Consider the following 11,645-nt stretch of genomic DNA (forward strand, 5'->3'; position numbering starts at 1 on the left):
CTAAATCCATAAAAAAAGGACGGTTTTTACCGTCCTTGATCCCGAAAAACAGGGCGTTCAGCTCTGCAATAACTGGCTTTGAATAAACTGCCACTGCTCCTCGAAGTGAGCCGTTGGCTTGAGCTTGAATTCACTGCGAACAAACTGGGCAATACGGCCTTCGGCCACGGCCAACAGCAGGTTTGCCAGAATGGCTTCATCCAGGGCGAATTTTTGCCCTTCTCGCAGGGATTTTTCCCGCAGGATCTGCTTCAGATGGGTTTCCAACTTGGCAAACAACAGGTTGATCCTCTCTCTGAGACGCTCATTCTCGCCCAGCAGGGCATCACCGCTCAGTACCCGGGAGATCCCTGGGTTGCGCTCGGCAAACACCAATAACAGCTGCAGTGCCTGTTGGCAGCGTTTCATGGTGTCTTTCTCCTCGTCCATGATGAGGTTGATGCGTGACAGCAGAGAGTCTTCAATAAACTCAATCAGGCCTTCAAACATCCGCGCCTTACTGGGAAAGTGGCGATAAAGCGCCGCTTCCGACACGCCAACTTCCGAGGCCAGCTTGGCGGTGGTAATCCTTTGCCCCGGATTGGTTTCCAGCATTCTGGCAAGGGATTGGAGTATGTGTTCACGACGATTGATTTTTTCTTTTACAGCCATGTTTCGCTCTGTCAGTGGCAGGAATTATTGAGTGCCTGAGTGACCGAAGCCACCTTCGCCTCTGTCCGAGGTGTCAAATTCATCCACCAGTTTGAACTGGGCTTGAACGACGGGCACAAACACCAATTGGGCCAAGCGGTCACCTATCTCCAGGGTGAAAGGTGTCTGGCTGCGGTTCCAGCAGGAAACCATCAGCGGGCCCTGATAGTCAGAGTCGATAAGGCCGACCAGGTTGCCGAGTACTATGCCGTTTTTGTGGCCCAGACCCGAGCGGGGCAAAATCACCGCCGCCAGAGAAGGGTCGGCCACATGAACCGCAATTCCGGTCGGGATCAATACAGTTTCACCCGGGGCTATGGTGATGCTGGTGTCCAGCATGGCGCGTAGATCCATGCCGGCACTGCCTGGGGTCGCATAGCTTGGCAGCGGAAATTCACTGCCAATACGCGAGTCGAGAATTTTCAGTTCTATGGGTGTTTTCATGAGTTGTTTTTATGCTTCGCTATCAGGATCAGCAACTGTTTGGCCAGGCTCAACTTGTCGGTGGCCGGCAGTTCATCACAACCTGTTGCAGAAAATACTTTCAGGGCATTCCGGTCGGCGTTGAAACCCTGACCCGGAACAGACACATCGTTGGCGGCAATCATATCGAGTTTCTTGCGCTTGAGCTTGTCACGCGCGTAGGTCTCCACTTCATGGGTTTCTGCCGCAAAACCCACGGTAAAGGGCCGGATAGAATGGCTGGCGACCGTGGCCAGAATATCCGGGTTACGCACCAGTGCCAATGCCATGGTTTCGGAAGATTTTTTTATTTTGGCTTCGGCGACATCGGCGACACGATAGTCTGCCACTGCGGCGCAGCCAATAAAAATATCCTGCTGTTCCACCCTTTGCATCACGGCATCGAGCATCTCTTTGGCCGATTGCACATCGACTCGGGTCACCCCTGCCGGGGTAGCTAAATTAACCGGGCCGCTGACCAGAGTCACTTCGGCGCCCATCTGCGCCGCCGCAGTGGCCAGTGCAAACCCCATCTTGCCAGAGCTGTGGTTGGAGATATAACGCACAGGATCTATCGCTTCACGGGTCGGTCCGGCGGTGAGCAGCAGCTTTTGGCCGGCCAACAGCTGTGGCTCAAAGCAAGCGGCGGCTCGCTGAGCGATATCATTGGGTTCCAGCATACGCCCCGGGCCGATTTCACCACAGGCTTGGCTGCCGCTATCCGGGCCCCAGATACCATAACCGCGCTCGGCCAGCACCTTGAGGTTCTCCTGAGTCGCTACGTTTTGGTACATCTGTTGGTTCATCGCCGGGCAGAGCATCACCTTAGCCGCCGTTGCCAGGCAGGTGGTGGTGATCAGTTCATCGGCCATACCGGCACGAATACGGGCCAACAGGTTGGCGGTAGCGGGGGCAATGATAACCAGATCGGCCCAACGGGCCAATTCGATATGCCCCATGGCAGCCTCGGCCGCAGGATCCAGCAGATCTGAGGCTACCGGATGGCCGGATAACGCCTGCAAGGTCAGCGGGGTAATGAATTCCATGGCGCTCTGGCTCATGACGACTCTGACTTCGGCACCTCTGTCCTGCAGGCGCCGCACCAGATCAGCACTCTTGTAGGCGGCAATGCCACCGCCAATCCCCAAGAGGATTTTTTTATGCTTCAGGCTCATAGAAACAATCAACTGATGGTAATTGGCGGCTAAGATATCACAAAGCTCCCCCGACTTGGCAGGATGCAGCTTCAAAAATCTCGACCATAATTGAAACAAAGTATAGGGCACAGGGACGGGAGCCAAGGATGGGTATCAGAGACTGGCCTACAGGAGAGGGCCCAAGGGAAAAGTTGCTGCAGCAGGGAGCCAAGAGCCTGAGTGATGCCGAGTTACTGGCGGTCTTGCTGCGTAACGGCCTGGCGGGGCAAAGTGCGGTTGAATTAGCCAGAGATTTGCTCGCGGCATTCGGTTCACTGCGGCAACTCTTGGTGGCACCACTGAATCAAGTTGCCCGAATTCCGGGAATGGGGCCGGTGAAATATACCCAATTGCAGGCCGCCGCCGAACTTTCGAGACGAATTTCTCGGGAAAAGCTGCAAAGAGGGCCGGTTTTGACAAATCCGGATTTGACTCGCGACTATTTAATGAGACAATTAGCAGACCGTGCCACCGAGGTGTTTGCGATTCTGTTGCTGGACAGCCAGCACCGAGTAATCCAATTCGTGGAATTATTCCATGGCACCCTGGACTCTGCATCCGTCTATCCGCGAGAGGTGGTTAGACTGGTGCTGGAAAAACAGGCCGCGGCGGTCATAGTTTGCCATAATCACCCGTCCGGCGTGGCTGAGCCCAGCCAGGCTGACAGGCGAATTACTGAGCGGTTGAAATGTGCGCTCGCAACCATAGATGTTTCGCTTCTGGATCATATGGTTGTAGGGGATTGCGAGATAGTTTCCTTCGCAGAACGCGGATGGATAGTTTGATCCATCGCTTGATCTTTCCTCAGTTATCCTGTATAACATGCGCCCTCTTTGTGCCTCGGGCGACGGCCATACGAGGCACATTAATGCTCGAGCGTTAAAATTGTTTTTTGGAGAAGATTGACATGTCAAGAGTATGCCAAGTTACTGGCAAGCGACCAATGGTTGGTAACAACCGTTCGCACGCAAAAAACGCAACTCGTCGTCGTTTTTTACCTAACCTGCAGAACCACCGTTTCTGGTTAGAAGACGAAAAGCGTTTCGTACAATTGCGCGTTTCTACCAAGGGTATGCGCATTATCGACAAGAAAGGTATCGAAGTCGTTGTTGCTGAACTTCGTGCCCGTGGCGAGAAGGTGTAATAGAAAATGGCTAAAGCTAAAGGAAATCGTGAGAAGATCAAGCTGGTTTCAAGCGCCAAGACTGGTCACTTCTACACTACCGACAAGAACAAGCGTAACATGCCTGAAAAGATGGAGATCAAAAAGTTTGATCCCGTAGTTCGTCAGCACGTTATCTACAAAGAAGCCAAAATCAAGTAATCCACTTGGTATTTGAATTCTTGGAAAGCCCCTCTCGCAGGGGCTTTTTTATACTCAACTTTCAGTCACATTGGCTATATCAAGACAATGCCATATCAGAAACTCTGGGTACTCTGTAGCCGTTTTTAATCAGTATCATCAATCGTTGCCCTCATTGCCACCACGCCTAGGTAGCAGAAAACAACTTTGGCCCCTGTTTAGCGCAACATGACACTCAGCTTAACCAAACACTGAATAGTACTTGCTGCACTTCCTTTCTCTGGCACAATGGCGGTTTGTCCGTTCCGATAAGGGTGTATTAATGAAGTATGCAGCCGTCCCTTTGACCTCACTGGCCATTTGTTGGCTGTTTCTGCTCAGCTTGCCGCTGGCGCTGTTTTCCCTGTCAGAGCCACTCTTCCCTTGGCTTAACCTCGATAGCGCCGCCGCTCAGTTTTGGTACTGGTTAACCGTGTCCGGTTCAGCGCCCTGGGGCGTAAGCACTGTGTTGTTGGTGTTTGCCATCAGCTTTTTTATCCTGCCAAAGGGCAGCTGGCTGAAGATGATGTTCTGCACTTCGCTGGGCTTGGTGCTGTGTTTGCTGCTCAATGAACAGCTCAAGCTGGTATTTGCCGAATCCCGGCCCTATATCGAATGGCTGTCCCACCAGCAGCATCTGGATATCAAGGAGTTCTACAGCATAGACAAGTACGCCCGCAGGGAACTGCTGGCGCAGGTTCTTCCCGGGGTATCACCGCTGGATATGCCTATCTCGGCACAGATCCAGCATCACTGGCAGATAGAAACTGGGTTTTCCTTTCCCTCCGGCCATACCATTTTTGCCGTGACCCTGACTATGTGCAGCAGTTTCTTTCTGCTGAGACACAACAATCTCTGGCTTCCGGCGCTGCTTATCTGCTGGGCACTGCTGATGGGGCTGAGCCGTATGTTGCTGGGGATGCATTGGAGTGTCGATGTATTGACCTCGACCCTGCTGGGGGGGCTGCTGTCGGCCTTGGCTATCTATATCGGCAGTCACAGCTATCACCGCCTAAAGCCTGTGTTCACCAAGGCTATGAGCGAAAGCTAAAACGAAAACGCCCCGTCATTGAACGGGGCGCTTATCTAAAGGCGAGCGATCAGTTAAGCACTTCGGCCAAGGCCCGCAGGCACAGGGCAACATTTTCCCGTCTGGCACCGTAACCCATCAGGCCGATACGCCAGGCCTTTCCGGCCAAGGCGCCGAGGCCGGCACCTATCTCCAGATTATAGTTATCCAACAGCTGCTTTCTCACGGCGCCATCATCGACACCTTGCGGGATATAAACTGCGTTGAGTTGCGGCAAGCGGCTCTGCTCGGCCACCACAAATTCGAGCCCCATGGACTCAAGCCCCTGACGCAGCAAAAGGTGCATATCTCGGTGGCGTTGCCAGGCATTTTCCAGCCCCTCTTCGGCCAGTAACCGCAGCGCTTCATGCAGTGAGTACAGGGCATTAACAGGCGCCGTGTGATGATAACTGCGCTTACCATCACCGCTCCAATACCCCATCACCAGAGACTGGTCCAGGAACCAGCTCTGTACCGGGCTCTTGCGCGCCTTGAGTTTAGCCACTGCGGCCGGTGAGAAGGACACGGGGGACAAACCAGGCACACAGGAGAGGCACTTCTGACTGCCGGAATAGATGGCATCTATGCCCCAATCATCGACTCTGAGCTCGACGCCACCGAGGGAAGTTACGGCATCGACAATCGACAGACAGCCGTGCTCACGCGCCAGGGCGCACAGCGTTTTGGCGTCGGAAAGTGCGCCGGTGGAGGTTTCGGCGTGCACAAAGGCCAGGAAGGCGGCATCGGGATGCGCCTTCAGCGCAGCTTCCACCACTTCTGGGTCAACCGCTGTGCCCCATTCGAAATCCAGCATCACCGCCTCGGCGCCAATCCGCTCAACGTTCTGGCGCATTCTGTCGCCAAACACCCCGTTACGGCAGACAATCACCTTTTCGCCCGGCTCCACCAGGTTGACGAAGCAGGTCTCCATACCGGCGCTGCCCGGGGCAGATACCGCTATAGTCATCTCGTTGCGGGTTTGAAACGCATATTGAATGAGACTCTTGAGCTCATCCATCATGGCCACAAACAGAGGATCCAGATGCCCGACCGTCGGCCGCGACTGCGCCGCCAATACCTGAGGATAGACATCCGAAGGGCCGGGGCCCATCAGGATCCGGCGGGGAGGATTAAAAGCGCTAACCGAGGGTGCAGCAAACATCTTGGCTCTCCTTACAAGAGGTTTCAGGGTACGGATTAGAATAATAACTCAAGACCATAGCATAAAACTGACCGCCGGACTGCCCCTGCTTTTGGCAAAGACAGTCGACCTTTTCCCTTTCAGGATCTCACTGGCCTGGGCGCGCCAGAAACAGCCGGTAGGCGGGGTTATCCGTCTCGTCCTGACAGACAAACCCCAACTCATCCAGAAACCGACCAAAGGCGGCTTCATCGGCCTTGGGCACTTCAAAGCCGGCCAGCACCCGCCCAAAGGCGGCGCCATGGTTGCGATAGTGAAATAGACTGATGTTCCACTTGCTCTTCAACGTCGTGAGAAACTGCAGCAAGGCCCCGGGATGCTCCGGGAATTCAAAGCTGAGCAGTTTTTCTTCCAAAGGCTCGGGTGGCAAGCCGCCCACCATATAACGCACATGCAGTTTGGCCGCCTCATCGGCAGAAAGATCCTGCACCGCAAAGCCGGCACTCTCCAGGCGGGAGACAATCGCCTGCAGCTCGCTGATACCTTCGCTAAGACGGATCCCGGCAAAGACCACGGCGCGATCGCGCCCGCTGAAACGATAGTTGAACTCTGTCATCACCCGCCGCTCCAGCAGTTCACAAAAATGCAGGAAGGAACCCGGCCTTTCCGGAATGGTCACTGCCAGCACCGCCTCTTTATGCTCGCCCAGCTCGCAGCGCTCGGACACATATCTCAGGCTGTGAAAATTGACATTGGCTCCGCTGAGAATCGCCGCCAGTTTCTCGCCCTTGCCCTTGTCACCGACATACTTTTTCAGCCCGGCCAGCGACAAAGCACCGGCCGGTTCGGCAATGGCGCGGGTATCTTCGAAGATATCCTTGACCGCGGCGCAAATTTCATCCGAGCTGACGGTCACCACTTCATCGACATATTCCCGCGCCAATCGAAAAGGCTCCTGACCTATACGCTTAACCGCCACCCCATCGGCAAACAACCCCACCTGCTCCAGCGTCACCGGCTCATCCGCTTCCAGCGCCGCCTTGAGACAGGCGGCATCTTCCGGCTCGACGCCGATGATCTTCACCTCAGGCATTACGGCTTTGTAGTAAGCGGCAATGCCGGCGATTAAGCCACCGCCACCCACTGGCACAAACACCACTTCAAGATCTCTTTGCTGCTGCAGCATCTCCTGGGCAACCGTGCCCTGCCCGGCTATCACCGCCTCATCATCGAAGGGGGGGATAAACACCCGCCCCTCATCCTGGGCCAACGCCATGGCATACTGATTGGCCTGATCGAACGACTGCCCATGAAGCACCACATTGCCGCCGAGGCGGCGCACCGCATCTATCTTGATGTCCGGGGTGGTAGTAGGCATCACTATCACGGCGTCGACCCCGCGACTCGAAGCCGACATGGCAACGCCCTGGGCATGATTACCGGCCGAGGCACATACCACTCCGTTTTCGCACTCAGCTGGGCTCAAGGCGGCGATACGATTATAGGCGCCGCGCAGCTTGAACGAGTGTACCGGTTGCATATCCTCGCGCTTGAGAAACACCTGGCAGCCCAAACGGGCCGACAGCTTGTTCAGACTCGACAGCGGGGTAACCCGCGCCACATCATAGACATGGGACAAGAGGATCTTCTGTAGATAATAGTTGGCCAGCGACAGCTGACTCTTGGATGCCAGCGCCAACATACTAGCCCTCCAACTTAGTGCGATCGCGCACGGCGCCCTTGTCGGCACTGGTGGCCAACATGGCATAAGCCTTGAGCGCCAACGACACAGGGCGCACCCGTGCCAACGGCTTCCAGGCCAAAGGCCCCTTGGCCTGCATCGCCTCACGGCGCCGGGCGAGCTCAGCATCGCTCAGCTTAAGTGTGATGCTGCGGGCCGGGATATCGATTTCAATGGCATCGCCATTTTCAATCAAGGCGATAGTGCCCCCTGAGGCGGCTTCCGGTGACACATGGCCTATGGACAGCCCGGACGTACCGCCGGAGAAGCGGCCATCTGTGATTAAGGCGCAGGCCTTGCCCAAACCGCGGGACTTGAGGTAACTGGTGGGATAAAGCATCTCCTGCATGCCAGGGCCACCTTTAGGGCCTTCGTAGCGAATAACCACCACATCCCCGGCGACCACTTCACCGCCGAGGATCCCGGCAACGGCCTCGTCCTGGCTCTCATATACCCTGGCCACGCCCTTGAACCTGAGGTTGGATTCATCCACCCCGGCGGTTTTCACTATGCAGCCATGCTCGGCCAGATTACCGGACAGTACCGCCAAGCCCCCTTCCTGACTGAAGGCAAACTCGCGGCTGCGGATACAACCTTCGCGGCGATCTGTATCCAGTGATGGCCAGCGGCAATCCTGGCTGAAGGCCTGGGTAGTAGGGATCCCCGCGGGACCGGCACGGAAGAAGTCTTTTACCTTCGCAGACTCGGTGCGCATCACATCATAATTGGCCAGCACAGACTCAAGCGAGCCATCATCGGAAGCCACATGGTTAACATCCGTATGCAGTAAACCGGCGCGTTCCAGCTCACCCAAGATCCCCATTACGCCCCCGGCTCTGTGGACATCTTCCATATGGTATTTAGGGGTCGAAGGTGCCACCTTGCAAAGGTGCGGCACCTTGCGGCTGAGACGGTCGATATCCGTCATGGTGAAATCCACTTCGGCTTCCTGAGCCGCCGCCAACAGGTGCAGCACAGTGTTGGAAGAACCGCCCATGGCGATATCCAAGGTCATGGCATTCTCGAACGCCTTGAAGTTGGCGATATTGCGCGGCAATACCGAGACATCATCATCCGAGTAGTAACGCTTGGCCAGCGCCATCACTCTTCTGCCCGCCTCCAGAAACAGTTCGCGTCGATCACTGTGGGTCGCCAACATGGAGCCGTTGCCCGGCAGCGACAGCCCCAACGCCTCGGTCAGGCAGTTCATCGAGTTGGCTGTAAACATGCCGGAGCAGCTGCCACAGGTTGGGCAGGCGCTGCGTTCGATTTTCTCGCTGTCGGCATCGGATACCCTGTCATCGGCCGCCGCCACCATGGCATCCACCAGATCCAGCTTGATAAGTTTATCGGACAGTTTGGTCTTGCCCGCTTCCATAGGCCCGCCGGAGACAAATACCACGGGGATATTGAGCCGCAGCGCCGCCATCAACATGCCGGGGGTGATCTTGTCGCAGTTGGAGATACACACCAGAGCATCGGCGCAGTGGGCATTGACCATATACTCGACGCTGTCGGCAATCAGTTCACGGGAAGGCAGGGAATAGAGCATGCCGCCATGGCCCATGGCGATGCCGTCATCGACCGCTATGGTGTTGAACTCTTTGGCGATGCCGCCGGCCTCTTCGATGGCCGATGCCACCAGGGAGCCCATGTCTTTCAGATGCACATGACCGGGAACAAACTGAGTGAAAGAATTGGCAATGGCGATAATGGGCTTACCGAAGTCGCCTTCCTTGACCCCTGTGGCACGCCAAAGGGCTCGGGCTCCGGCCATGTTGCGGCCTTCGGTACTGGTTGCTGATCTGAGTTTGGGCATTGCTCAATTCCTTACGCTTATTCTGATGATTCTTGGTTAGCCGTTGACGGTACGGGAGAGGCTGCTCGCGGGCCGCACAGTGCAACGGGCCACGTCTACCAGCTTAGTCAACTGACGACTCAGCAACTCGATAGCTCTGTCACTGTCGACCGCCATTGCCAGCTGCAGGCGCTGATCCTCGGCCAGTGTCATATGCATATCGCGGACGGTAAAGCCGCGGTGGCGGGTTACCCGCAATACACGTTCCAGTACTTCGGGGCGTTGTTCCAGGGTCAATTCCAGATTATGGATCATGATCGCTTCTCCGTTTGTTCCATCATTTCACAGTTGGAGGCGCCGGGGGGAACCAGCGGCCAGACATTAAAGGCATCGTCTATGGCGACGTGCAGCAGGAAGGGGCCTTTGGCACCGAGCATCTCATCCAGTGCCTGCTCAACCTCATCGGCCGAGTAGATGGTGCGTCCGGGGATATCGAAGGAGGACGCCAGGGTAACAAAGTCGGGGTTATCGGACAGGTCGGTTTCGCTGTATCTCTCTTCAAAAAACAGCTGTTGCCACTGCTTCACCATGCCCAACTTCTGGTTATCTATCAAAAGTATCTTCACCGGCAGTTTACGACGCTTGATGGTGGTCAGCTCCTGCACATTCATCATGAAAGAACCATCGCCGGAAACCGTGACCACAGTGGCATCCGGCCTTGCCATCTGCGCGCCTATGGCCGCCGGCAAGCCAAAGCCCATGGTGCCAAGCCCGGCACTGGAAAGATGATCTTCCGGGCGGCGAAAATGCATATGCTGGGCAACCCACATCTGGTGCTGGCCGACATCACAGCTCACCACAGAGTCGCTCGGCAGCTTGTTGGCCAGACGACGCAACATGGCCGGCGCATATATGAGTGAACCAGGATGGACGTAATCCCACTGGTGCTGCGCCCGCAGGTGCTCGACTTCCGCTTGCCAGGGCGCTATCTGCAGCGCTTGCGGCGCCAGTTGCGTCAATATGCTTCTTAAGTCCCCATCCATGGCCACATCCGGCTGGCGCAGTTTGCCAAGTTCGGCAGCATCGATATCCAGGTGGATCACCTTGGCCTTGCTGGCAAAGCTCTCAAGCCTACCCGTGACCCTGTCATCGAAACGGGCACCGACCACCAGCAGCAGATCACACTGCTGCACCGCCAGATTGGCGGCCTTGTTGCCGTGCATCCCCAGCATGCCCAGGTAACCTTGAGTGCCGTGGGCTATGGCGCCCAGCCCCTTGAGCGTTGCCACCGAAGGAATACCGCTACGCTGAATAAAGGCCCGCAGCGGCTCCACTGCGCCCGCCATACCGACGCCGCCACCGACGTACAACATGGGTTGGCGCGCGGCCGCCAGCAAGGCGTTGGCTTCCGCCAAAGCCGCCTGGTCCAGCTCCGGCTCATCGGGCACCGCCTGCAACGGCGCCTTGTATTCCACTTGGGCAAGTTGGATGTCTTTGGGGATATCCACCAACACAGGACCGGGACGGCCGGAGGCGGCGATTTCGAAGGCGCGGTACAGGGTAGCAACCAGTTCCTCGGCGCGGGTCACCATAAAACTGTGTTTGGTACATGACAGGCTCATGCCCAGCACGTCCATCTCCTGAAAGGCATCTGTGCCTATCACGGAGGTGGAAACCTGACCTGTGATGGCCACCAGCGGCACTGAGTCCAACAGCGCATCGGCCAAGGCGGTGATCAGATTGGTCGCCCCCGGGCCCGAGGTAGCCAGGCAGACGCCCGTCTTGCCGCTTGAGCGGGCATAACCGACGGCGGCGAAGGCGGCGCCCTGTTCATGACGGGAGAGCAGATGTTCGACCTGGCTGTCGTAGAGAGCATCGTAGATAGGCATGATGGCGCCGCCGGGATAACCAAAAACCGTGTTCACCCCATGGGCGGCCAATACCTTGATAACTGCTTCACTGCCGCTGATCTTCTGCCCTTGTTCCATCTTGTTATCTCGCCTATTTTTGCTGCTGTTTAAGTTTTCAATGGCCCTGAAACGACAAACCCCCCGGTCCTTTCGGAGCGGGGGGTTTGTTTGCAATTTCTGACCCTATCTGGTCTGTCGTCGCGCCACGAGCCGCCCCCGCTGTGATGGAATAATCACGACGGTAATAATCACGAGGAGGAGCTTGGCGCTTAAGTTAAACATTTCTCAGACAGTTT

The 11,645-nt window shown here is 56.3% G+C and carries 12 protein-coding genes; 4 read left to right on the forward strand and 8 right to left on the reverse strand.

All coding sequences use genetic code 11. The features are described 5' to 3' along the window. Nucleotides 1–57 precede the first annotated feature (57 nt). From slmA to coaBC, 3 genes are read right to left on the reverse strand one after another with little or no spacing between them, the layout of a single operon-like run. Entirely contained in the window at nucleotides 58–651 is a 594-nt protein-coding gene (gene slmA / locus CX651_RS13325; RefSeq protein ID WP_025010868.1) for a nucleoid occlusion factor SlmA, read from the reverse strand. Between the two features lie 24 nt (nucleotides 652–675). Further along, entirely contained in the window at nucleotides 676–1,134 is a 459-nt protein-coding gene (gene dut / locus CX651_RS13330; protein ID WP_025888140.1) for a dUTP diphosphatase, read from the reverse strand. After that, nucleotides 1,131–2,327 carry a bifunctional phosphopantothenoylcysteine decarboxylase/phosphopantothenate--cysteine ligase CoaBC gene (gene coaBC, locus CX651_RS13335; RefSeq protein WP_167398146.1) on the reverse strand — a complete coding sequence of 399 codons (1,197 nt, stop codon included), beginning with the start codon at nucleotides 2,325–2,327 and terminating at the stop codon, nucleotides 1,131–1,133. The genes dut and coaBC overlap by 4 nt, the downstream gene beginning before the upstream one ends. A gap of 128 nt (nucleotides 2,328–2,455) precedes the next feature. Between coaBC and radC the strand changes: the two genes are divergently transcribed. The 4 genes from radC to CX651_RS13355 all read left to right on the forward strand — a co-directional run bounded on the left by radC (nucleotide 2,456) and on the right by CX651_RS13355 (nucleotide 4,741). Continuing rightward, the gene (gene radC / locus CX651_RS13340; protein WP_039035359.1) at nucleotides 2,456–3,133 is read left to right on the forward strand and encodes a RadC family protein; all 678 of its coding nucleotides are present in this window, start codon (nucleotides 2,456–2,458) and stop codon (nucleotides 3,131–3,133) included. A gap of 122 nt (nucleotides 3,134–3,255) precedes the next feature. Continuing rightward, complete coding sequence (gene rpmB, locus CX651_RS13345) at nucleotides 3,256–3,492, forward strand: 50S ribosomal protein L28 (protein ID WP_028769274.1); 237 nt, start codon at nucleotides 3,256–3,258, stop codon at nucleotides 3,490–3,492. Between the two features lie 6 nt (nucleotides 3,493–3,498). Further along, entirely contained in the window at nucleotides 3,499–3,672 is a 174-nt protein-coding gene (gene rpmG / locus CX651_RS13350; protein WP_025010872.1) for a 50S ribosomal protein L33, read from the forward strand. Nucleotides 3,673–3,973: 301 nt separating this feature from the next. Next, nucleotides 3,974–4,741, forward strand: a complete 768-nt coding sequence (locus CX651_RS13355; protein WP_101056444.1) for a phosphatase PAP2 family protein — start codon at nucleotides 3,974–3,976, stop codon at nucleotides 4,739–4,741. A 49-nt stretch (nucleotides 4,742–4,790) separates the two neighbouring features. On the opposite strand, the gene CX651_RS13360 is transcribed toward CX651_RS13355, so the two are convergent. From CX651_RS13360 to ilvG, 5 genes are all read right to left on the reverse strand, one after another. Next, the gene (locus tag CX651_RS13360) at nucleotides 4,791–5,921 is read right to left on the reverse strand and encodes a pyridoxal-phosphate-dependent aminotransferase family protein (protein WP_045283242.1); all 1,131 of its coding nucleotides are present in this window, start codon (nucleotides 5,919–5,921) and stop codon (nucleotides 4,791–4,793) included. 127 nt (nucleotides 5,922–6,048) lie between these two features. Beyond that, nucleotides 6,049–7,602: a threonine ammonia-lyase, biosynthetic gene (gene ilvA, locus CX651_RS13365; RefSeq protein WP_101056445.1), complete on the reverse strand. Its 1,554-nt coding sequence runs from the start codon at nucleotides 7,600–7,602 to the stop codon at nucleotides 6,049–6,051. Nucleotide 7,603: 1 nt separating this feature from the next. Continuing rightward, complete coding sequence (ilvD, locus tag CX651_RS13370) at nucleotides 7,604–9,460, reverse strand: dihydroxy-acid dehydratase (protein WP_101056446.1); 1,857 nt, start codon at nucleotides 9,458–9,460, stop codon at nucleotides 7,604–7,606. Between the two features lie 36 nt (nucleotides 9,461–9,496). Further along, entirely contained in the window at nucleotides 9,497–9,754 is a 258-nt protein-coding gene (ilvM, locus tag CX651_RS13375; protein WP_025010070.1) for an acetolactate synthase 2 small subunit, read from the reverse strand. After that, a complete protein-coding gene (gene ilvG, locus CX651_RS13380; protein ID WP_101056447.1) occupies nucleotides 9,751–11,427 on the reverse strand; it encodes an acetolactate synthase 2 catalytic subunit in 1,677 nt (558 codons plus the stop codon). Before ilvG ends, ilvM begins: the two co-directional genes overlap by 4 nt. Nucleotides 11,428–11,645 lie beyond the last annotated feature (218 nt).

This window comes from Shewanella chilikensis, assembly GCF_002836945.1.
Lineage (GTDB): Bacteria > Pseudomonadota > Gammaproteobacteria > Enterobacterales > Shewanellaceae > Shewanella > Shewanella chilikensis.